A 21,122-nucleotide genomic window follows, 5' to 3' on the forward strand; every position below is an offset into this window, starting at 1 on the left:
CACACCGAGCCTAAGCGAGGTGCCGAGTGTTGGGGCAAGAGCGTTTTGCTTACTTTTGCGCTCTTCAAAAGTGAGCCGCTGTAAGAGCGGAACCAATATCAGCCGTTACTCAAATACCGGATATGCCCCCCGAACAAACCTCACAAATTCTCATACCGATTCATATCCAACACCCCCTCCTCCACCGGCGTAGTCTCACGAATGTACTGCGACAAATCATGAAAATACTGCCAGAACAACGGATGACTGCGACGCACGCCCCAACGGTCAACGATCTTTTCAAACCGGTTGGCATCCTTGGCCCGCTCCATTTGCGCCACAAACTCGGGCACTTCCTGCGCCGGAATGTTGAACATGAAATTCGGATAACTACTCAACACCCCCGGGTAAATGGTCACCGTATCCAGCCCCGGCTGATAGCGATAAGCCTCACCCAACAGGAACGCCACATTACTGTGGGCGCGGTTACGCAGCATGCTATAGACCACACGCTTGCCACTGGCGGTCTCAATACGCAGCATCGTCGCCTCAGGCAATTGGTCGATGACCTTGAGCCCTGCTGCCGGGCGTGATGTCAGCCGGCTCAACGCCTGTTCGGCGTCCTGCAACGCCGGGTCGATACCATCGCGGGAGCAATACGCGCCATCACAGCGGTTGATCGGGTCCGGGCTGGCGTTCAGGTCGCCGTAACGGGTGAGCAACTGGTTGGCAAAATCACGTTTGGGGTCTTTCTCATTCAGGTGCAGACCGGTCGGCTTGTCGTCGTCAATGGCTTCATAATCCAGCCACATCTTGAGCTTGCCGCTGTTCTGGTACCAGTCATCGAGGAACCCGTCGCGGGAGTCGGCCGGCATCAGGCGCAGGAAGTTCTGCTCGGCACCGTTGCGGATCAGGTCGAAATACAAGCGGGTCTGGGCCTGGTGCGACACGTTGCCAAACACGTCGAAGTTCACCGCCAACTGGTAATAGGTGCGCTCCAGCAGCGGGTAGTCGAACAGCCACATCGTCTGCGGCACTTCGCCGATCAAACCCTTGGTCACCGACGCACTGTCAAAGTGGCGGAAGATGGTCAACAAGGCATTGTCGTTGCCCGCCCACAGGGTCGACCAGCTCGGTGGCGGCACATCGGCGTAACTGTCGCGGCGCAAGGCTTCGTACTGGTTGCGCTTGTCGCGATAAGAGAGCCACAGGCTCAGCACGCTGCCCACGTCGTCATTCTGCCCCGGCATCGCCAGCAACGGCGTGGCCTGGCCGCGGTAGCGCGCATCGGTGATGTACAGGTCGTGGTCCGGGTCCTGGAACAGGGTCCAGAAGTTGTCGCGGATCACATCCGTAGCGATCTGCCCACGGCACACCGGCCCGCGAATAAAGGTGCGCACAAAGTATTCGGCGTTATCGAGCATGAACTGGTAGCGCGCCTTGGCCGGGATGGCCTCGAAGGTTTCGAATGGATTGGCCCGACGCCCCGGCCCATAGCCCGGCAGCGCATTGACCTGCCAGTTACCAGCGTAAAAAAGCTCTTTGATCCGCGCCATTTTCTGCGCACTGAACGGGTACGTGATGTGGGTCTTGTGCACGATCACGCCCTGCACCGGCCACAGGCGGTAGTACACCTGGGTGCCCGGGTCATCGTTGGGGCGACGGGTGGCGATCAGGTCAATCGGCTGGCCGCTGGGCGTGCGCGAACGCACCCACTGGAAGAAATGCCCCGGCTCGCCGTTCTCGAAATAGATATGCGCCAGGAACAGGTGCTCGAACAACCAGCGCGCCACCAGGCTTTCCCGGGCGCCGGGCTGGTTGAACAGGTTTTCCCACTGTTGCACTTGCAGCGCTTCCTTGGCGCTGGGGGCCAGGCCTTGCTCGTCAATCGGCGCGCCGGAGGCGAGCCAGCGTTGCAACGTCTGGTATTGCTGGTCCGTCAGGCCGGTGACGGCCAGCGGCATGCCTTCCTTGGGATGGGCGCCCGCGTAGGCATTGAACTCGCCGGGCATGGCGCACATGTTTTCGCGGTTCAGGCCCAATACGATGTCTTCGGGCAACTTGGCGTTAGGCTGCAGCGGTGCGTTGTGCCCCAGCTCCAGCATGCGCGCCATCAGCGCCGCCTGGCTGCCCTGGGCATCCAGCACCGAATAGAAGCCCTTTTGCTGCCAGGCTTGCTTGCCGAAGGCGTCATAAAACAACCGCGTGGTTGGCGTGGCCTGGCTGCGCTCACCGTCGTAGACCGGCACTTTGCTCGCGCCCCGGGCCGCGCCTTCGGCACTGCCCAGGTTGAGCTGGCAGGCAGAGTCGTAGCAGGCATGGCAGGCCACGCATTTCTCGGTAAAGATCGGCTGGATATCGCGGGTATAGGAAATCGCCGGAGCGGGACTTTGTGCCTGGGTGCTGCTGGCAATCAGCAACAGCACGGCGCTGACGATAAGACGAAGTGACATGTATCCGGTCCCGATTCAATGCGTGCGCTTAAAATATGGCGGTGATTCTACCGGGCCACACCCTCCAACAACATGAACGATATTCATGCAAATACTGTGCATGCTCTAAATCGGCACAGGTTTGCTATGATTCACGCCCTCCGAAATGCCTGACCAGAGTAGTCCCATGTCCGATCGTAGCGTTCGTCTGCAAGCCCTTCATCAAGCCCTCAAGGAACGTATCCTGATCCTCGACGGCGGTATGGGCACGATGATCCAGAGCTACAAGCTTGAAGAAAATGACTACCGAGGCAAACGCTTTGCCGACTGGCCGAGCGACGTCAAGGGCAACAACGACTTGCTGGTGATCACCCGTCCGGACGTGATCGGTGGCATCGAGAAAGCCTACCTGGATGCCGGCGCCGACATCCTCGAAACCAACACCTTCAACGCCACGCGCATTTCCATGGCCGACTACGGCATGGAAGAGCTGGCCTATGAGCTAAACGTAGAAGGCGCACGCCTGGCGCGCAAGATCGCCGACGCCAAGACCGCCGAAAACCCGGCCAAGCCGCGTTTCGTTGCCGGCGTGCTCGGCCCGACCAGCCGTACCTGCTCGCTGTCGCCGGACGTGAACAACCCCGGCTACCGCAACGTGACCTTCGATGAACTGGTGGAGAACTACACCGAGGCCACCAAGGGCCTGATCGAGGGCGGCGCCGACCTGATCCTGATCGAGACCATTTTCGACACCCTCAACGCCAAGGCCGCGATCTTCGCCGTGCAGGGTGTGTTCGAAGAACTGGATATCGAACTGCCGATCATGATCAGCGGCACCATCACCGACGCCTCCGGCCGCACCCTGTCGGGCCAGACCACCGAAGCGTTCTGGAACTCGGTGGCCCATGCCAAGCCGATTTCCGTGGGCCTGAACTGCGCCCTGGGCGCCAGCGAGCTGCGTCCGTACCTGGAAGAGTTGTCGAACAAGGCCAACACCCACGTCTCCGCGCACCCGAACGCCGGGCTGCCCAACGAGTTCGGCGAATACGACGAACTGCCGTCGCAAACAGCCAAGGTCATCGAAGAGTTTGCCCAGAGCGGCTTCCTCAACATCGTCGGCGGCTGCTGCGGCACCACGCCGGGCCACATCGAAGCCATCGCCAAGGCCGTGGCCGGCTATGCACCGCGCGTGATCCCAGACATTCCGAAGGCTTGCCGCCTGTCAGGCCTGGAGCCGTTCACCATTGATCGCAGTTCGTTGTTCGTCAACGTCGGCGAGCGCACCAACATCACCGGCTCGGCCAAGTTCGCCCGCTTGATCCGTGAAGACAACTACACCGAAGCCCTGGAAGTCGCCCTGCAGCAGGTGGAAGCCGGCGCCCAGGTGATCGACATCAACATGGACGAAGGGATGCTGGATTCGAAGAAGGCCATGGTGACCTTCCTCAATCTGATCGCCGGCGAGCCGGACATCTCCCGCGTGCCGATCATGATCGACTCCTCCAAGTGGGACGTGATCGAAGCCGGCCTCAAGTGCATCCAGGGCAAGGGCATCGTCAACTCCATCAGCATGAAGGAAGGCGTGGAGCAGTTCATTCACCACGCCAAGCTGTGCAAGCGCTACGGCGCCGCCGTGGTGGTGATGGCGTTCGACGAAGCCGGCCAGGCCGACACCGAAGCGCGCAAGAAAGAAATCTGCAAACGCTCCTACGACATCCTGGTCAATGAAGTGGGCTTCCCACCGGAAGACATCATCTTCGACCCGAACATCTTCGCGGTCGCCACCGGTATCGAAGAGCACAACAACTACGCCGTCGATTTCATCAACGCCTGTGCCTACATCCGTGACGAACTGCCCTACGCACTGAGTTCCGGTGGCGTGTCCAACGTGTCGTTCTCGTTCCGCGGCAACAACCCGGTGCGTGAGGCGATCCACTCGGTGTTCCTGCTGTATGCGATTCGCAACGGCCTGACCATGGGCATCGTCAACGCCGGCCAGTTGGAGATCTACGACCAGATCCCGGCCGAGCTGCGCGACGCCGTGGAAGACGTGGTGCTCAACCGCACACCGGAAGGCACCGACGCCCTGCTCGCCATCGCCGACAAATACAAGGGCGATGGCAGCGTCAAGGAAGCCGAGACCGAGGAATGGCGTGGCTGGGACGTGAACAAGCGCCTGGAACACGCGCTGGTCAAGGGCATCACCACCCATATTGTCGAAGACACCGAGGAATCGCGGCTGTCGTTCGCACGCCCGATCGAAGTGATCGAAGGCCCGTTGATGTCCGGCATGAACATCGTCGGCGACCTGTTTGGCGCCGGCAAAATGTTCCTGCCCCAGGTGGTGAAGTCCGCCCGGGTAATGAAACAGGCCGTGGCCCACTTGATCCCGTTCATCGAGCTGGAGAAAGGCGACAAGCCGGAAGCCAAGGGCAAGATCCTGATGGCCACGGTCAAAGGCGACGTGCACGACATCGGCAAGAACATTGTCGGCGTGGTGCTGGGTTGCAACGGCTATGACATCGTCGACCTGGGCGTGATGGTGCCGGCGGAGAAGATCCTGCAGGTGGCCAAGGAGCAGAAGTGCGACATTATCGGGCTGTCCGGCCTGATCACGCCGTCCCTGGACGAAATGGTGCACGTGGCCCGCGAGATGCAGCGCCAGGACTTCCACCTGCCGCTGATGATCGGTGGCGCCACCACCTCCAAGGCGCACACGGCGGTGAAGATCGAGCCCAAGTACAGCAACGATGCAGTGGTGTACGTCACCGACGCCTCCCGTGCGGTGGGCGTGGCCACGCAGCTGCTGTCCAAGGAGCTGAAAGCCGGCTTTGTGGAACGCACCCGCGAGGAATACGTGGAAGTGCGCGAGCGCACCTCCAATCGCAGCGCCCGTACCGAACGCTTGAGCTACGCCGCGGCCATCGCCAAGAAGCCGCAGTTCGACTGGAACACCTACACGCCGGTGGTGCCGACCTTTACCGGTTCCAAGGTGCTGGACAATATCGACCTCAAGGTGCTGGCCGAATACATCGACTGGACGCCGTTCTTCATTTCCTGGGACCTGGCAGGCAAGTTCCCGCGCATCCTCGACGACGAAGTGGTCGGTGAAGCGGCCCGCGCGCTGTATGCCGACGCCCAGGAAATGCTGGCCAAGCTGATCGATGAAAAGCTCATCAGCGCCCGCGCGGTGTTCGGCTTCTGGCCGGCGAACCAGGTGCAAGACGACGACCTGGAAGTCTACGGTGACGATGGCAAGCCCCTGGCGACCCTGCACCACCTGCGCCAGCAGATCATCAAGACCGACGGCAAGCCGAACTTCTCCCTGGCCGACTTCGTGGCCCCCAAGGACAGCGGCGTGACCGACTACGTGGGCGGGTTCATCACCACCGCCGGCATCGGCGCCGAAGAAGTGGCCAACGCTTACCAGGACGCGGGCGACGACTACAACTCGATCATGGTCAAGGCCCTGGCCGACCGCCTGGCCGAGGCCTGCGCCGAGTGGCTGCACCAACAAGTGCGTAAAGACTACTGGGGTTATGCCAAGGACGAAGCACTGGACAACGAGGCGCTGATCAAGGAGCAGTACAGCGGCATCCGCCCTGCCCCGGGCTACCCGGCGTGCCCGGATCACACCGAGAAAGGCACCCTGTTCCAGTTGCTCGACCCAGAAGCCCGTGAAATGCAAGCCGGCCGCAGCGGCGTGTTCCTCACCGAGCACTACGCCATGTTCCCGGCGGCGGCGGTCAGCGGCTGGTACTTCGCCCACCCGCAGGCGCAGTACTTTGCGGTCGGCAAGATCGACAAGGACCAGGTGGTCAGCTACACCGCGCGCAAAGGCCAGGACCTGGCCGTGACCGAGCGCTGGCTGGCGCCGAACCTGGGCTACGACAACTGATCTGACACAACACCGATCAACCTGTGGGAGCTGGCTTGCCTGCGATGACGGTCTTTCAGTTGATGACAATGTCGACTGACAAACCGCTATCGCAGGCAAGCCAGCTCCCACATGGGTTTTATGGTGTTTGGGCTATGCTTTCCTCCAGGCTCCGTCTTGCGAGGGATGTATGGACGATCCAGTCAACAACAAGCCACCTACCTTCTGGCAGATGCTCCACAGCGTCATGGCCGCCGCCTTTGGCGTGCAGAGCGGCAAGAATCGCGCCCGCGATTTCACCCACGGCAAACCCAGCCACTTCGTGATCCTGGGCATCCTGTTCACGGGGGTGTTCGCGCTGACACTGTTTGGCATCGTCAAACTGGTGCTGCACCTGGCCGGCGTGTAAACCCAACCTGACTGTAGGAGCTGGCTTGCCAGCTCCTACAGGGGTCTGTAGCTATGGCTACTGGTGGCTGACCCAGAACACCGCGGTGCCCACCACCAGGATGATCAGGAACAGAATGGCCCAGGCATCAACGGTACTATCGGGTTTACGGGCTTTTGTAGAATTGCTCATCGCATCGCCTCTTGTCGGTTTTGTAGGTGATTGCACTAAGACTCGACGACAGTAAAGTTGATGATTGCCCGCATGACAAATGTGGGTAATGCGATAACCGTTCTCAATAGGCGATTTGGTTATTTGCATATACTCAAACATCACTTTTGCGCATAAACGCAAACTGGTATCGTGCGCCGGCTCCGTTGGGAGTGCGCGGCCGTGCGCGCAGATTTGCCGAGAACAGGACCTATATGTACGTATACGACGAATACGATCAGCGCATCATCGAGGACCGCGTCAAGCAGTTCCGTGATCAGACCCGACGCTATCTGGCAGGTGAACTGAGCGAAGAAGAGTTCCGCCCTCTGCGCCTGCAAAATGGCCTTTATGTTCAGCGCTTTGCGCCGATGCTGCGAGTGGCCGTGCCCTATGGCCAGCTGACTTCGCGCCAGATGCGCATGATGGCCAAGATTGCCCGCGACTACGACAAAGGCTACGCCCACATCAGTACCCGCCAGAACGTGCAGTTCAACTGGCCGGCGCTGGAAGACGTGCCGGACATCCTGGCTGAACTGGCCACCGTGCAGATGCACGCCATTCAGACCAGCGGTAACTGCCTGCGCAACGTGACCACCGACCAATTCGCCGGCGTTGCTGCCGATGAACTGATCGACCCACGCCCCTGGTGCGAAATCGTCCGTCAATGGACTACCTTCCACCCAGAATTCGCCTACCTGCCGCGCAAGTTCAAGATCGCCATCAATGGCTCGACCTCGGACCGTGCAGCGATCGAAGTGCACGATATCGGCCTGGAGCCGGTGTACAACGCAGCCGGCGAGCTGGGCTTCCGCGTACTCGTGGGTGGCGGCCTCGGTCGTACCCCGGTGGTGGGTGCCTTCATCAACGAGTTCCTGCCGTGGCAGGACCTGTTGAGCTACCTTGACGCGATCCTGCGGGTCTACAACCGCTATGGCCGTCGTGACAACAAGTACAAGGCCCGGATCAAGATCCTGGTCAAGGCGCTGACCCCTGAGGTGTTTGCCCAGAAAGTCGACGCTGAAATGGAACACCTGCGCGGCGGCCAGACCACCCTGACCGAAGCCGAAGTACATCGCGTTGCCAAGCACTTCGTCGACCCTGAGTACAAGGCCCTGGCCAATCAGGACGCCGAGTTTGCAGCGCTCGATAAAGAACACCCGGGTTTCGCCCGCTGGCGTGGCCGCAACACCCTGGCGCACAAGAAGCCGGGCTACGTGGCCGTGACCCTGTCGTTGAAGCCTACCGGTGTTGCACCGGGCGATATCACCGACAAGCAGCTGGACGCCGTGGCCGATCTGGCCGACCGCTACAGCTTCGGCCAACTGCGCACCTCCCACGAGCAGAACATCATCCTCGCGGACGTTGAGCAGAGCCAGTTGTTCACCCTGTGGGGCGAGCTGCGCGAAGGCGGTTTTGCCACGCCGAACATCGGCCTGCTGACCGACATCATCTGCTGCCCGGGCGGCGATTTCTGCTCCCTGGCCAACGCCAAGTCGATCCCGATTGCCGAATCGATCCAGCGCCGTTTCGACGACCTGGACTACCTGTTCGACATCGGCGAGCTGGACCTGAACATCTCCGGTTGCATGAACGCCTGTGGTCACCACCACGTCGGCCACATCGGCATCCTGGGCGTGGACAAGAAAGGCGAAGAATTCTACCAAGTGTCCCTGGGTGGCAGCGCCAGCCGCGATGCGAGCCTGGGCAAGATCCTCGGCCCATCCTTCGCCCAGGAAGCCATGCCCGAGGTGATCGGCAAGTTGATCGATGTGTACATCGAACAGCGCACCGAAGATGAGCGTTTCATCGACACCTACCAGCGCATCGGCATCGACCTGTTCAAGGAGCGCGTCTATGCAGCGAATCATTAAGAACAACGAAGTCCTCGACGAAACCTGGCACCTGCTGCCCAAGGACGCGAGCTTCGACGGCATCTCCAACTGCGACGACCTGATCGTGCCGTTGGCGCTGTGGCGCGAACACGGTCACGCCCTCAAGGCCCGCGACGGCGGCCTGGGTGTGTGGCTGGACGCCGATGAAGAAGCCGAAGAGATCGGCGCCGACGTGGAACACTTCCAGGTCATCGCGCTGAATTTCCCGGCCTTCACCGACGGGCGCAACTACTCCAACGCACGCCTGCTGCGTGACCGCTACGGTTACAAGGGCGAGCTGCGGGCGATTGGCGACGTGCTGCGCGACCAGTTGTTCTACCTGCGCCGCTGCGGGTTCGATGCCTTCGCCTTGCGCGCCGACAAAGACCCGTACGAAGCGCTGGAAAGCCTCAAGGACTTCTCGGTGACGTACCAGGCTGCGACGGATGAACCGTTGCCGCTGTTCCGCCGCCGCTGAACCTTGGCGTACAAAAAAGCCCTGGCAATGCCAGGGCTTTTTTTATGCGTCGTTTTTGATGGCGGCCAGCACACGCTGCTGGCCCATGGAACAGGGAACGCCTTCAGGGTGCGCCCGCACCGTCTCGATCACCCCCAGCAATTGCGCCTTGCTGTGGGCCAACTGCGCTTGCATCTGTTCGATCTGCTGCACCTTGCGTTCCAGCGCGTCGATCAGCTCCTCGCGCTTGTGCTCGCCCGGGGCTGGCATCAAAGCCTTTAGCTCCTGCAAGGTGAACCCGGCCTTTTGCGCACTCTGGATCAGTTGCAGGGTCTGTAGCGCCTCTGCGGCATAACGCCGGTAGCCATTGGCCTGGCGCCCCACCTGGCTGATCAGGCCTTCGGCTTCGTAGAAGCGGATGCGCGATGCCGCCAAGCCACTCTGTTTTGCCAGCTCACCAATATTCATCGCCACGCCCTGCTTGACATTAAAGTTAACTTTAAGCTTAGCCTGAGGCCTCCCCCGCTCAGGAGTCAACCCATGTCACCCTTTGAAGCCTTGCAACTGCCCAACGGCCAAGTCCTCGCCAACCGCATCGCCAAGGCGGCGATGGAAGAGAACATGGCGGATGCTCGGCAAGCGCCCTCCCGCGAATTGAAGCAGCTGTACAAGGCCTGGGCCGACGGCGAACCGGGCTTGCTGTTGACCGGCAACGTGATGATCGACCGTCGCGCCATGACCGGCCCCGGTGGCGTCGCCCTGGAAGATGAGCAGCACCTGGCGAGCTTTCGCGAATGGGCCGACATCGCCCGCGCCAAGGGCGTGCACTTCTGGGTGCAACTCAACCACCCCGGCCGCCAGACCATGGCCAACCTGGGCCAGCAAGCGCTGGCGCCGTCGGCGGTCGCACTGGACCTCGGTGGTTTTTCCAAGATGTTCGCCAAGCCCAAGGCGATGACCGAAGACGATATTCAAGACGTGATCCAGCGCTTCGCCACCAGCGCCCGCCTGGCCGAGCAAGCCGGCTTCACCGGCGTGCAGATCCATGCGGCCCACGGTTACCTGCTCAGCCAGTTCCTGTCGCCGCTGAGCAACCAGCGCACCGATCGCTGGGGCGGCAGCCTGGAGAACCGCGCCCGCTTGCTGGTGGAGGTGATCACGGCCGTGCGCGCCAGCGTCAGCCCCGGGTTTTGCGTGGCGGTGAAGCTCAACTCGGCAGACTTCCAGCGCGGCGGCTTCGACGCGGCGGATGCGCGGGCGGTGGTCGAGTTGCTCAACACCTTGCCGGTCGACCTGCTGGAGTTGTCCGGTGGCAGTTACGAAGCCCCGGCCATGCAGGGCGAAGCGCGGGACGGCCGGACCCTGGCCCGTGAGGCGTACTTTTTGGAGATGGCCAGTGAGCTGGCGGCCATTGCCACCATGCCGGTGATGGTCACCGGCGGCATTCGCCGCTTGCCGGTGGTGCAACAAGTGCTCGACAGCGGCATCGCCATGGCCGGTATCGCCACAGCGCTGACCCTGGAACCCCAGCTGATCAAACACTGGCGTGAGGGGCGCGACCTCAACCCGCAATTGCAGCCGATCCGCTGGAAGCGCAAGCCGCTGGCCTCCCTCGCCACCATGGCCGTGGTGCGCGAGCAACTGCGCCGCCTGAGCCGCGGACGCCTGCCCAACCCGAGCGTCGCGCCCCTGCTGGCTCTGGTACGTGACCAGTGGTTTATCGCACGACGCACCCGCCAATACCGTGCGGCCATGACGCAATCTTCACAATAAGGACGGAGCATTCGCCGTGATCGAACTGTCCTCTACTGATCAGCCGTTTTTAACCTCACTGACGATTGGAGTGCTTCATGGCGAACATCAACCTGGCCCAGCAATTGGCAACCACCCTTGAACAGGCGGGCATCAAGCGCATCTGGGGCCTGACCGGCGACAGCCTGAACGGCCTGACCGACGCCCTGCGCACCATGGACAGCATCGAGTGGATGCACGTGCGCCATGAGGAAGTCGCCGCCTTCGCGGCTGGCGCCGAGGCGGCAGCCACCGGCGAATTGACGGTGTGCGCCGGCAGCTGCGGGCCGGGCAACCTGCACCTGATCAATGGGCTGTTCGACTGCCATCGCAACCACGTGCCGGTGCTGGCCATTGCGGCGCAGATCCCCTCCTCCGAGATCGGCCTGAACTACTTCCAGGAAACCCATCCCCAGGAACTGTTCAAGGAGTGCAGCCACTTTATCGAGCTGGTGACCAACCCCGCGCAGATGCCCCAGGTGCTGCACCGCGCCATGCGTTCGGCGATCCTCAACCGTGGCGTGGCCGTGGTGGTGATCCCCGGGGATATTTCGCTGCTGGAGGTCGAGGACACGCTCAAGCCCTGGCCTGCCCTGCACGCACCGCGCACCTTACCGGCCGAACAGGACCTGCAACGCCTCACCGAGCTGCTCGATGGCAGCCAGAAAGTCACCCTGCTGTGCGGCAGCGGCTGTGCCGGCGCCCATGACCAGGTGGTGGCCTTGGCCGATACCCTGGGCGCACCGGTGGTGCATGCCTTGCGGGGCAAGGAGCATGTGGAATGGGACAACCCGTTTGACGTCGGCATGACCGGCCTGATCGGCTTCAGCTCGGGCTACCATGCCATGCTCAACTGCGACACGCTGATCATGCTCGGCACCGACTTCCCCTACCGCCAGTTCTACCCCACCGACGCGAAGATCATCCAGGTCGACCGCAACCCGCAGGCACTGGGGCGCCGCGCCACCCTGGACCTGGGCATCGCCGCCGACGTCAGCGAAACCCTTGACGCGCTCTTGCCGCGCCTGACCCGCAAGACCGATCGCAGCTTCCTCGACACGTCGTTGAAGCACTATGAGAAAGCCCGCCAAGGCCTGGATGACCTGGCGCAACCGTCGAAAGCCAACCGCCCCATCCACCCGCAATACGTCGCGCGCTTGCTCAGCGAACTGGCCAGTGATGATGCGATCTTCACCGCCGACGTTGGCTCGCCCACCGTGTGGGCCGCGCGTTATTTGAAGATGAACGGCAAACGCCGCCTGATCGGCTCGTTCAACCATGGCTCCATGGCCAACGCCATGCCCCAGGCGATCGGCGCCCAAGCGGCGTTCCCGGGGCGGCAGGTGATTTCCCTGTCCGGTGACGGCGGGTTCGCCATGTTGATGGGGGATTTCATTTCGTTGGCGCAGTTGAAACTGCCGGTCAAAGTCATCGTATTCGACAACTCATCCCTGGGGTTTGTGGCCATGGAGATGAAAGCTGCCGGCTACCTGGACACCGGCACCGAGCTGAAAAACCCGGACTTTGCGGCCATGTCCAATGCCATGGGGATCCTGGGCATTCGCGTGGAGCAATCCGAAGACCTGGAACCGGCCTTGCGCCGCGCCCTGGCCCATGACGGCCCGGTGCTGGTGGACGTGGTGACGGCGACTCAGGAACTGGTGATGCCGCCGAGCATCAAGCTGGAGCAGGCCAAGGGTTTCAGCCTGTACATGCTCAAGGCGGTGATGAGTGGCCGTGGCGATGAAGTGATCGAACTGGCGCGCACTAACTGGCTGCGCTGAGCCAGCTCGACTGACGTGACACTTGCCGGCGATGGCGGTTTCGTGATCACCGCAAGGCTTTAGGGCCCATCGCCGGCAAGCCGGCTCCGACAAGGTGTGGGGTGTCAGGCGGATTGTTTTTCTACCCATTTGCCGTAGGCATCGATAAACGCCTGCAGGAAGGGTTTGGTTTTTTCCGACAGTTTGCCAGCCTCATCGAACAGGCTGCCTGCGCCGCCCAGGTAGGCTTCCGGCTGCTGCATGCACGGCACATCGAGGAACACCAGGGACTGGCGCAAATGGTGGTTGGCACCAAACCCGCCAATGGCACCGGGTGACACGCTGATGATCGCTCCCGGCTTGCCGCTCCAGGCACTTTTGCCGTAGGGACGGGAGCCGACGTCAATCGCATTCTTCAGTGGAGCAGGCACGGAACGGTTGTATTCCGGGGTCACGAACAACACCGCGTCGGAAGAGCTCACCTGTTGACGGAAAGTACTGTAGGCTGCCGGCGGCGTACCTCCGTCGATGTCCTCGTTGTAGAGTGGCAGATCGCCAATTTCCACAATGTTCAACTTCAGGTTGGCAGGGGCCAGTTCGGCCAAGGCCAGGGCGACCTTGCGGTTGATCGACTCTTTTCTCAAGCTGCCAACCAGGACGGCAATCGTGTAGACCTTGCTCATTGAGGTTTTCCCGACGTCTGACTAAAGGAGCTTTCAGTTATAGAGTCTTCACGCCGTGTTCACCAGCAGGTTTTTGCTATTCCTCCTGAACGTTACTGCGCACTCATGCGCGTAGGAAGCGTCTGAAATCTTCAACGAATAGTATTTTTTTACTATAGGTAAACTACCCCGCTCCATGACGGTCTACAGAACCGCAAATCGAGTGTTTATCTCCAGAGGTTCTAAACAGATGGCTGCAGTACTTGTCGGACAGTTCCATGCCAGAGACGCGGAAGGACGCGTGTATTCGGTGCATGAGTTCCAGGAATCCAACCCGGCGCAGGACAGCCAGGCTGGCTCGATGCCTACCACCACCTACAAATTGGCCATTGGCGACCGCGTAGAAAAGCTGGAAGGAGATGAGTTCAAACTGATTCAATCGGGCACCATCATTGTCCGTGAATCGGAAACCACCCTCGCGTCATAAGATCTCGCCTCACTAGACCTGCTCAGTCCTGGCCATCCGCGCCATTGACTGGGCCGGCGATCACTGCCGGCTTATCTGCGTCACCTCCACCCCTTGCTCCCCCTCCACTTGCTTGAGCGTCACCAGCACCCGCCCCTTTTCACCCTCGACGGCAAACATCGAGCGCGTGTAGCCCGGTGTATTCCCCGTGGTGCCATAGCCTGGGTGCGCGACCACTTCCTTGACCAGTGCAATGTCCAGCACGGTGCCCACTTGCTCGGCCACCTGTTCCTGGGAGCGGATGAACGCTTCGAGCGCATGCTTTTGCGGGGTGTTGTCGTCGGTGTTACTGAATAGGTAAGCGGCCACGCAGCCGACGGTCACCAGGACCACCAGTTGCTTGACCGTTACCCCGAGAACATTCGAGGGTAGCGGCATTCGAGACCAGACCTGTTTTTGTTGTAAGTGCCGGTAACCGGCATTGGTCGTTGATGATCAGACGCGTCATTCTAATCAGGTCTATAGGTATTGCCAGATGATTCAGTTGTCGCCGTAGGTAATATCCTTGTTGACCCCGACACCGCCCAGCGTCCGGTCCTTGCCGAACGAGAACAGATCAAACGGTGCCTGGCCCTGGGTCGCAGGGTAATGGTACTGGTAGGCAATGCCCCACGGGTCGGTCAGCAGTTCGTCCTGGATATAAGGACCTTTCCACTGCGCCACGTCGACAGGCTGCTCAGTCAAGGCCTCCAGCCCTTCCGCGTCGGTGGGATAGCGGCCCGTGTCGTGATGAAAACCTTCGAGTGCCTTGCCCAACTCGGCCACCTGCGTTTTTGCCGTGGCGATCTCGGCCAGGGTCACATCGCCAAACAGCCTTGGCCCCACCGCCAGGGTCAATAGCCCAACGATGACCAACACCACCAGCACCGCCCAACGGGTAAACCCTCGCTGGCGGGACAGGCTGTCAAATGCTGCGGTTTTGCCGGACATCGCGACGCTCCCTCATTGTTCGTCGGTTATTACACGCTTTACATGAACCGCAGGTTGCAACGGTAGGCGAAAAGCCCACGCTGTTTTTTGCCCAGCCATTGAAACCCCATCGCACTGAACATAGACTCCGGCGATGCGTTTACGTCATATCGAAGTGATTCAGGCCATCTTGCAGACCGGACACCTCGGCACGGCCGCCGAATGGTTGCAACTCCCCGTGGGCGACGTGGACGCCACGCTCAAGGATGCCGAGCACCTGTTGGGCTTCATGCTGTTTGCCAGTGTGCGCGGGCGTTTGCAAGCAACGCGTGAGACCCTGGAGCTGCAAACACAGATCGCCCACCTCTACGAAGCCCTGGAACCGGTACAACGCCTGGCCAGCCGGCTGAAACACCATCACGCCCCGACCCTGCGCGCCCTGTGCACGCCGCCCCTGGCCAACCAGTTGTTGCCACAGAGCATCGCCGTGTTGCGGCGGCGCTTCCAGGACACCCCGTGCAACCTGTCCAGCCAGCCGACCCGGGAGATCGTGCGCAGCCTGCTGCTGCACGAGGCCGACGTGGGCTTGAGCCTGCATGACCCGGAACACCCGCAGATCCAGAGCACCGTGCTGGCCCAGGGCAAGCTGCAACTGCTCGCCCCCCATGGCTGGCTCAAACCCAAGCAGAAGTACATTGCGCTGCAGGACCTGGCCGGCCAGTCGATGATCGGCCTCGAAGGCCATGACCCCTTGAGCCGCCTGTTGGACGCCAAGCTGCAAGCCCTGCGCCCGTTGCCAGTGGTGCAGACGCGGGTGCAGACCTACCAGATGATGCGCAGCATGGTGGAAGCCGGGGAAGGCCTGGCGATTGTCGACCCGTTCACCGCCTACGGCGCCCGGGAAGCCGGGTTGGATGCGTGCCCGGTGTCGCCACCGATCCCGGTCAGCCTGTATGCGCTGACCCTCAAGGACGGCACGCCGTCACCGGCCTTGAATGCGCTGCTGGAGATCGTCACCCAGAAGGCCGAAAGCCTCCTGCCGGGTTAAACCTGTTCGACTTCGCTCTTGAATAACCGGTACCAGAAAATCGCCACTTCGCGGGTCTGTGGGTCGATGCCGCGATAGCGCAGGTGGTCGATCCCGCCCATCACATAACCGCAACGCTCATACAAACGGCAGGCGCCGAGGTTGTTGTTCTGGGTCTCCAGCATCATCCCCGGCAGGTTCTTCTTGCGGCTCCAGAACTGCGCCACATCCAGCAGCGCCTTCGCCACGCCATGGCGCCGCGCCGGCAAGGCCACCGCCAGTTCGTCGACGTGGGCAAAGCCGTTCCAGTTGGTGCTGACCACGATATGCCCCACCGCCCGGTCGTCCAGGTAGGCCATGAAGATCGCACTGTCCGGCGCGTCACGGAAACTGGCGAACTCTTCAGGATCGATCCCGTAGCACTTGCGGTACGGCACGATGCGCTCCACCGGCCACTGATCGACCCGCTTGCCCATCTGCGGCTCGCCGTAGGTGCTCACCTCAAAACTGAAGTCATTGCCCCACACGTAGGCATCAAAGCCCTCGTCGGCGACCCTTACACTGAGCCCCGGGTACTTCGGGTTCATTACAGCCTGCATAACCATCCTTAACCCTTGATGCAATCGACGGTGTAACAACGACCACTGCCGTCATCTTCGTGTTGCAACCCATGAACATCCGCGACAAAACCGGGGAAACTGCTATCGAACGTCCGGGCAAACGCCAGGTAGTCGATGATCGACCGTGTCGATTCGGTAAAGCGCTCACCGGGCATGATCAACGGAATGCCCGGCGGATAAGGCACCAGCATCACGGCTGCGATGCGCCCTGGCAAGGCATCAATGGAAACCGCCTCCACTTCCCCCCTCACCAACTGGTCGTAGGCGTCGGCGGGTTTCATCGCGATGTCCGGCAATACCGTGTACATGCGCTTGAGGTGCTTGGCCGTGGCGTTGCTGCGATAACAGCTGTGCAATTGGTCGCACAGGTCGCGCAGCCCCAGGCCCTGGTAACGCGTCGGACCCTGGGCATACACCGAGGGCAAACAGCTGGCCAGGCTGACGTTGGCGTCGTAGTTGCGCTTGAACTCCAGCAACTCGGTAAGCAAGGTACTCCACTTGCCTTTGGTAATGCCCATGGAAAACAGCACGAGGAAGGAATACAGGCCAGTCTTTTCCACCACCAGCCCACGCTCCCAGAGGAATTTACTGACGACCGCAGCGGGAATCCCACAGTCGCTCAAGGCGCCACCCGCGTTGAGGCCCGGCATTACCAACGTGACCTTGATCGGGTCGAGCAATACGTAGTCTTCGGCCACATCACCGAACCCGTGCCAGTCATCCTGCGGCTGCAACAGCCAATCCGCCGTGGCGACGCGGTCGATCCCGGCCACCGAGGGCGGCTGCCAGATGGAAAACCACCAGTCTTCGGCGGCGATGTGTTGGCGCAGGTTGGCCAGGGCGCGACGAAAACTCAGGGCTTCGTCGAACATCTCCTGCAGCAACGAGCGCCCGGCCGGGCCTTCCATCATGGCCGAAGCGACGTCCAGCGAGGCAATGATGCTGTATTGCGGCGAGGTGGAGATGTGCATCATGAACGCTTCGTTGAAACGGTCGCGGTCCAGCTGGCGAGCGCCGCCATCCTGCACATGGATCATCGACGCCTGGCTGAATGCCGCCAGCAGCTTGTGGGTCGAGTGGGTGGTGAACACCAGGGGGCTGTCCGGGGTGCGCGAGGTGCCCATGCCATAGCGTCCGGCAAAGAACTCATGGAAGGCCGCGTAGGCGTACCAGGCTTCATCGAAGTGCAGCACTTCGACGCTGTTGCCCAATTGCTGCTTGATCAGCTCAGCGTTGTAGCACAGGCCGTCGTAGGTGGAGTTGGTCACCACCGCCATCTTGACTTTCGGCGGGCGCTCTCGGGTCAAGGGGCTGGCGTCGATCTTGGCGCGGATGGAATCGGGGCTGAACTCACTCAGGGGGATCGGGCCGATGATGCCCAGCTCGTTGCGCTCCGGGCACAGGTACAGCGGGATCGCGCCGGTCATGATGATCGAATGCAGCACCGACTTGTGGCAGTTGCGGTCCACCAGCACCAGGTCATCGCGGCCAACCATGGAATGCCAGACGATCTTGTTGGCGGTGGACGTACCGTTGATCACGAAGAACGTATGGTCGGCGCCAAAGTTGCGCGCGGCGCGGGCTTCGGCTTCCGCCAGCGGCCCGGTGTGATCGAGCAGCGAGCCCAGCTCGGGCACCGAGACCGACAAATCCGAACGCAGGGTGTTTTCCCCGAAGAACTGATGAAACGCCTGCCCCACCGGGCTCTTGCGATAGGCCACCCCGCCACCGTGGCCGGGGGTGTGCCAGGAATAATTGGAGTCGGCCGTGTGCTGCACCAGGGCCTTGAAGAAAGGCGGCAACAAGCCATCCAGGTAGCCACGCGCCGCTCGGGCGACTTGTCGGGCCAGGAACGGCACGGTGTCTTCGAACAGGTAGAGGATGCCGCGCAGTTGGTTGAGTTCGCTCATGGCATCGGCCGGCGCGTTCTCCAGGGTGACTTGCTCGCCCAGGGCGAAGATCGGCAGGTTGGGCGCCCGCACCCGGGCCAGCCGGATCAGCTCGACCATGTTTTGCAGCAGGTGGGTGTTTTCGCCGGCCCCTTCGGCGGCGATCAGCATGCACGCCAGGCCATGATGGGTAGAGGCCACCAGCCGGCCTTCGGCGTAGTCCACCGCAGAGAAGATACTGAAGCCCTCTTGTTCCAGCTCCCGGGCGATGCCCCGGACCCGATCACCGGCCACCGTGTCGGCCTTGATGTCACGGTGCACGATAAGAACAGGGAACTTCAGGTCTTTGTACATGAGTGCGTTCAGTCCTGAGGGCTATGCACTCAAGGGTAGAAGCTTGGGACGGATGACGCGAATGAAGATTTCGAAAGCCGTAGAAATCAAATGTGGGAGCGGGCTTGCTCGCGAATGCGGTGTTTCAGTCAATAAATGAGCCGACTGAACCACCGCATTCGCGAGCACGCCCGCTCCCACATTGTTTACCGCGTCGAGTCAGCCTATTGCTGGGTCAGGGTCGACCACAACGCCGGTGCACCCGCCGACTTGGCGATGGCTTCCAGGCGCGCGGCATGCTCGGCCATGTCCTGCTCGCTGGCGCGAATGATCACGCTCGGCTTGCGATCAGCCGGCAGGCGACGGATTTCCGAAGGGCGATTGCCCGAACCTTCGGCAGAACCGCTGCCGTCAGAGGCGTTGCCAGCCAGCGACAGGCTGGTCTGCCCGCCCGTCATGGCCAGGTAGACGTCCGCCAGGATCTCGGAGTCGAGCAAGGCGCCGTGGAGCTCACGACCGGAGTTATCGACGCCATAACGTTTGCACAAGGCGTCGAGGCTGTTGCGCTGGCCCGGGTGACGTTCGCGGGCCATCATCAAGGTGTCGAGGATCGAGCAGTGCTGGGAGATGTCCGCGCGATCGGTCTGCCCCATCAGGGCAAATTCGTTGTTGATGAAGCCGACGTCAAACGCCGCGTTATGGATGATCAGCTGGGCGCCGGTGATGAACTCGAAAAACTCATCGGCGACTTCCGCGAAACGCGGCTTGCCCTTGAGGAACTCGTCGGTGATGCCGTGGACGCCGATCGCGCCTTCGTCACTGTCGCGGTCCGGTTGCAGGTACACGTGAAAGTGACGGCCGGTGAGGCGGCGGCCCATCAGTTCGACACAACCGATTTCGATGATCCGGTGACCATCGGTCACCGGCATGCCGGTGGTTTCGGTATCGAGTACAACAGATCGGATGGCCATCAGGGTTCAGCTCTCAACGGGGGTGTATTTCAAGATGCGGGATATTAGCACGTCATGCCCCACGCAGCCCAAGGCCGGCCCTGGGCGTTACCGCGCTTTAATGATCAGCTCTGCTTGTAGCCGCGCACATCGTCCACGCCACGGTTGGCCAACTGGTCAGCCCGTTCGTTGCCCGGGTGGCCGATGTGCCCGCGCACCCATTTCCAGGTGATGTTGTGGCGGTTGCACTGCTCATCGAGCAGTTGCCACAGGTCGGCGTTTTTCACCGGCTCCTTGGCGGCGGTCTTCCAGCCACGCTTTTTCCAGTTGACCATCCACTCGTTGATGCCCTTCATCACGTATTGCGAGTCGGTCACCAGCAGCACGTCGCAGCGGCGCTTGAGTTCTTCGAGGCCACGGATGGCGCCCATCAGCTCCATGCGGTTGTTGGTGGTGTTGGGTTCGCCGCCCCACAGTTCCTTCTCCACGCCCTTGCACACCAGCAACGCGCCCCAGCCACCAGGGCCTGGGTTGCCCTTGCAGGCGCCATCAGTGAAGAGTTCTACGGTATCGGTCATCGGTTACATCCATCAAGACAGGCAAGTCTGAAATCAAAAAAGGTATTAGGGTTCGCTTTGCTTGCGGTTGACCTTGGCCATCGGCATCGGCACCAGCTTGCCCATGGGCTGGCGCAGCACCTGGCGCACAGGGCGCAGCCCAACCACGATCTTGCGCGCGACCAATAGATAGAAGCCGCCACCCGACAGTTGCCAGGCACCCGCGCGGCGTTCCCAGCCGGCCAGGCGGCCTTGCCACTTGGCCGAGGCAAGCGGCGGACGATAGCACCCGAAGCGGCGTTTCTCCAGCGCAAAGCCCAGCAGGTTCAGCCAGTCCCCTACGCGCGACGGCGAGATGCAGCGCGCCTGGCGCAAGCCGTCATGGGCGAACACATGACGCAAGCCCCAACTGCTCCAGGGGTTGATGCCGATGATCAGCAGATGGCCACCCGGGCGCACGCTGCTGGCGGCCTCGCGCAGCAGGCCGTGGGGCGACAGGCAGAAATCCAGGCCATGCTGCAGCACCACCACATCGGCGGCATGTTCACTCAACGGCCAGGCTTGTTCCTCGCAGACGATTTCCACCCCCGGCAGCGGCGCACCCAGGCGCACATTGCGTTGCACCTGTGGCGCGGTGGGCGGTGTCTCGGCCGACGGGCCGTAATGCACCAGGTAGCCACCAAAGAAGCGGCCCAGCTCGTCTTCGAGCATGCGCCGCTCTTCGTCCAGCAAAAATTGCCCGATGGGCCCGGACAGCCATTCACGGGCCGCGCCGATCAGGGCCAGCCATTCAGGATCGGCCTGGGCGAACGCTTTATCAGTCATTGCATTCTCCAACTCGCCTAGACGTTCTAAGATGCACCAATGTGTTCAGCTTG

The 21,122-nt window shown here is 61.5% G+C and carries 18 protein-coding genes; 8 read left to right on the forward strand and 10 right to left on the reverse strand.

All coding sequences use genetic code 11. The annotated features are described in order from the left end of the window. Positions 1 to 140: 140 nt before the first annotated feature. On the reverse strand, positions 141 to 2,432 hold the full coding sequence (locus ACVWVP_RS24460; protein WP_178923050.1) for a fatty acid cis/trans isomerase: 2,292 nt from the start codon (positions 2,430 to 2,432) through the stop codon (positions 141 to 143). Positions 2,433 to 2,598: 166 nt separating this feature from the next. Here ACVWVP_RS24460 and metH point away from each other — a divergent pair, with 166 nt between their 5' ends. The 4 genes from metH to ACVWVP_RS24480 all read left to right on the forward strand — a co-directional run bounded on the left by metH (position 2,599) and on the right by ACVWVP_RS24480 (position 9,238). After that, positions 2,599 to 6,309, forward strand: a complete 3,711-nt coding sequence (gene metH / locus ACVWVP_RS24465) for a methionine synthase (RefSeq protein ID WP_457408500.1) — start codon at positions 2,599 to 2,601, stop codon at positions 6,307 to 6,309. Positions 6,310 to 6,478: 169 nt separating this feature from the next. Next, positions 6,479 to 6,697 carry a DUF2970 domain-containing protein gene (locus ACVWVP_RS24470; RefSeq protein WP_178923054.1) on the forward strand — a complete coding sequence of 73 codons (219 nt, stop codon included), beginning with the start codon at positions 6,479 to 6,481 and terminating at the stop codon, positions 6,695 to 6,697. A gap of 404 nt (positions 6,698 to 7,101) precedes the next feature. After that, complete coding sequence (locus ACVWVP_RS24475; protein ID WP_178923056.1) at positions 7,102 to 8,760, forward strand: nitrite/sulfite reductase; 1,659 nt, start codon at positions 7,102 to 7,104, stop codon at positions 8,758 to 8,760. Continuing rightward, entirely contained in the window at positions 8,744 to 9,238 is a 495-nt protein-coding gene (locus ACVWVP_RS24480; protein WP_003235539.1) for a DUF934 domain-containing protein, read from the forward strand. Before ACVWVP_RS24475 ends, ACVWVP_RS24480 begins: the two co-directional genes overlap by 17 nt. 42 nt (positions 9,239 to 9,280) lie before the next feature. Here ACVWVP_RS24480 and ACVWVP_RS24485 read toward each other — a convergent pair whose 3' ends face one another. Further along, positions 9,281 to 9,685: a MerR family transcriptional regulator gene (locus ACVWVP_RS24485; protein WP_178923057.1), complete on the reverse strand. Its 405-nt coding sequence runs from the start codon at positions 9,683 to 9,685 to the stop codon at positions 9,281 to 9,283. Between the two features lie 72 nt (positions 9,686 to 9,757). Between ACVWVP_RS24485 and ACVWVP_RS24490 the strand changes: the two genes are divergently transcribed. Continuing rightward, positions 9,758 to 10,990, forward strand: a complete 1,233-nt coding sequence (locus ACVWVP_RS24490) for an NADH:flavin oxidoreductase/NADH oxidase family protein (protein ID WP_259175641.1) — start codon at positions 9,758 to 9,760, stop codon at positions 10,988 to 10,990. Positions 10,991 to 11,067: 77 nt separating this feature from the next. Then, on the forward strand, positions 11,068 to 12,792 hold the full coding sequence (poxB, locus tag ACVWVP_RS24495; RefSeq protein ID WP_259175639.1) for a ubiquinone-dependent pyruvate dehydrogenase: 1,725 nt from the start codon (positions 11,068 to 11,070) through the stop codon (positions 12,790 to 12,792). A 104-nt stretch (positions 12,793 to 12,896) separates the two neighbouring features. Here the strand turns inward: poxB and ACVWVP_RS24500 are convergent, their stop codons facing one another. Then, on the reverse strand, positions 12,897 to 13,454 hold the full coding sequence (locus ACVWVP_RS24500; protein ID WP_178923064.1) for an NADPH-dependent FMN reductase: 558 nt from the start codon (positions 13,452 to 13,454) through the stop codon (positions 12,897 to 12,899). Positions 13,455 to 13,683: 229 nt separating this feature from the next. Here ACVWVP_RS24500 and ACVWVP_RS24505 point away from each other — a divergent pair, with 229 nt between their 5' ends. Continuing rightward, the gene (locus ACVWVP_RS24505) at positions 13,684 to 13,920 is read left to right on the forward strand and encodes a hypothetical protein (protein ID WP_176997799.1); all 237 of its coding nucleotides are present in this window, start codon (positions 13,684 to 13,686) and stop codon (positions 13,918 to 13,920) included. A 60-nt stretch (positions 13,921 to 13,980) separates the two neighbouring features. On the opposite strand, the gene ACVWVP_RS24510 is transcribed toward ACVWVP_RS24505, so the two are convergent. After that, a complete protein-coding gene (locus ACVWVP_RS24510; protein ID WP_457408501.1) occupies positions 13,981 to 14,337 on the reverse strand; it encodes a hypothetical protein in 357 nt (118 codons plus the stop codon). Between the two features lie 102 nt (positions 14,338 to 14,439). Beyond that, the gene (gene gspG / locus ACVWVP_RS24515; RefSeq protein WP_457408503.1) at positions 14,440 to 14,889 is read right to left on the reverse strand and encodes a type II secretion system major pseudopilin GspG; all 450 of its coding nucleotides are present in this window, start codon (positions 14,887 to 14,889) and stop codon (positions 14,440 to 14,442) included. Between the two features lie 133 nt (positions 14,890 to 15,022). Here gspG and ACVWVP_RS24520 point away from each other — a divergent pair, with 133 nt between their 5' ends. Continuing rightward, on the forward strand, positions 15,023 to 15,916 hold the full coding sequence (locus tag ACVWVP_RS24520) for a LysR substrate-binding domain-containing protein (RefSeq protein WP_178923069.1): 894 nt from the start codon (positions 15,023 to 15,025) through the stop codon (positions 15,914 to 15,916). On the opposite strand, the gene ACVWVP_RS24525 is transcribed toward ACVWVP_RS24520, so the two are convergent. The 5 genes from ACVWVP_RS24525 to ACVWVP_RS24545 all read right to left on the reverse strand — a co-directional run bounded on the left by ACVWVP_RS24525 (position 15,913) and on the right by ACVWVP_RS24545 (position 21,069). Then, positions 15,913 to 16,494, reverse strand: coding sequence for a GNAT family N-acetyltransferase (locus tag ACVWVP_RS24525; protein ID WP_176997803.1), 582 nt, complete (start codon positions 16,492 to 16,494; stop codon positions 15,913 to 15,915). The genes ACVWVP_RS24520 and ACVWVP_RS24525 overlap by 4 nt on opposite strands. A gap of 8 nt (positions 16,495 to 16,502) precedes the next feature. Next, the gene (locus tag ACVWVP_RS24530) at positions 16,503 to 18,758 is read right to left on the reverse strand and encodes an Orn/Lys/Arg family decarboxylase (protein ID WP_457408505.1); all 2,256 of its coding nucleotides are present in this window, start codon (positions 18,756 to 18,758) and stop codon (positions 16,503 to 16,505) included. A 203-nt stretch (positions 18,759 to 18,961) separates the two neighbouring features. Continuing rightward, complete coding sequence (dnaQ, locus tag ACVWVP_RS24535; RefSeq protein WP_178923800.1) at positions 18,962 to 19,702, reverse strand: DNA polymerase III subunit epsilon; 741 nt, start codon at positions 19,700 to 19,702, stop codon at positions 18,962 to 18,964. A 110-nt stretch (positions 19,703 to 19,812) separates the two neighbouring features. Next, a complete protein-coding gene (rnhA, locus tag ACVWVP_RS24540; protein ID WP_016972779.1) occupies positions 19,813 to 20,265 on the reverse strand; it encodes a ribonuclease HI in 453 nt (150 codons plus the stop codon). Between the two features lie 45 nt (positions 20,266 to 20,310). Then, the gene (locus ACVWVP_RS24545; protein WP_178923694.1) at positions 20,311 to 21,069 is read right to left on the reverse strand and encodes a class I SAM-dependent methyltransferase; all 759 of its coding nucleotides are present in this window, start codon (positions 21,067 to 21,069) and stop codon (positions 20,311 to 20,313) included. Positions 21,070 to 21,122 lie beyond the last annotated feature (53 nt).

This window comes from Pseudomonas sp. TE24901 (assembly GCF_054058375.1).

Excerpts from the sequence above, each read along its gene's own strand:
- ACVWVP_RS24490 (WP_259175641.1), top strand. The coding sequence starts at position 9,758 with ATGTCACCCTTTGAAGCCTTGCAACTGCCCAACGGCCAAGTCCTCGCC.
- rnhA (WP_016972779.1), bottom strand. The coding sequence starts at position 20,265 with ATGACCGATACCGTAGAACTCTTCACTGATGGCGCCTGCAAGGGCAAC.
- ACVWVP_RS24480 (WP_003235539.1), top strand. The coding sequence starts at position 8,744 with ATGCAGCGAATCATTAAGAACAACGAAGTCCTCGACGAAACCTGGCAC.
- ACVWVP_RS24505 (WP_176997799.1), top strand. The coding sequence starts at position 13,684 with ATGGCTGCAGTACTTGTCGGACAGTTCCATGCCAGAGACGCGGAAGGA.
- ACVWVP_RS24530 (WP_457408505.1), bottom strand. The coding sequence starts at position 18,758 with ATGTACAAAGACCTGAAGTTCCCTGTTCTTATCGTGCACCGTGACATC.
- ACVWVP_RS24485 (WP_178923057.1), bottom strand. The coding sequence starts at position 9,685 with ATGAATATTGGTGAGCTGGCAAAACAGAGTGGCTTGGCGGCATCGCGC.
- metH (WP_457408500.1), top strand. The coding sequence starts at position 2,599 with ATGTCCGATCGTAGCGTTCGTCTGCAAGCCCTTCATCAAGCCCTCAAG.
- ACVWVP_RS24510 (WP_457408501.1), bottom strand. The coding sequence starts at position 14,337 with ATGCCGCTACCCTCGAATGTTCTCGGGGTAACGGTCAAGCAACTGGTG.
- ACVWVP_RS24525 (WP_176997803.1), bottom strand. The coding sequence starts at position 16,494 with ATGCAGGCTGTAATGAACCCGAAGTACCCGGGGCTCAGTGTAAGGGTC.
- ACVWVP_RS24470 (WP_178923054.1), top strand. The coding sequence starts at position 6,479 with ATGGACGATCCAGTCAACAACAAGCCACCTACCTTCTGGCAGATGCTC.
- ACVWVP_RS24460 (WP_178923050.1), bottom strand. The coding sequence starts at position 2,432 with ATGTCACTTCGTCTTATCGTCAGCGCCGTGCTGTTGCTGATTGCCAGC.
- ACVWVP_RS24520 (WP_178923069.1), top strand. The coding sequence starts at position 15,023 with ATGCGTTTACGTCATATCGAAGTGATTCAGGCCATCTTGCAGACCGGA.
- gspG (WP_457408503.1), bottom strand. The coding sequence starts at position 14,889 with ATGTCCGGCAAAACCGCAGCATTTGACAGCCTGTCCCGCCAGCGAGGG.
- poxB (WP_259175639.1), top strand. The coding sequence starts at position 11,068 with ATGGCGAACATCAACCTGGCCCAGCAATTGGCAACCACCCTTGAACAG.
- ACVWVP_RS24500 (WP_178923064.1), bottom strand. The coding sequence starts at position 13,454 with ATGAGCAAGGTCTACACGATTGCCGTCCTGGTTGGCAGCTTGAGAAAA.
- ACVWVP_RS24545 (WP_178923694.1), bottom strand. The coding sequence starts at position 21,069 with ATGACTGATAAAGCGTTCGCCCAGGCCGATCCTGAATGGCTGGCCCTG.
- ACVWVP_RS24475 (WP_178923056.1), top strand. The coding sequence starts at position 7,102 with ATGTACGTATACGACGAATACGATCAGCGCATCATCGAGGACCGCGTC.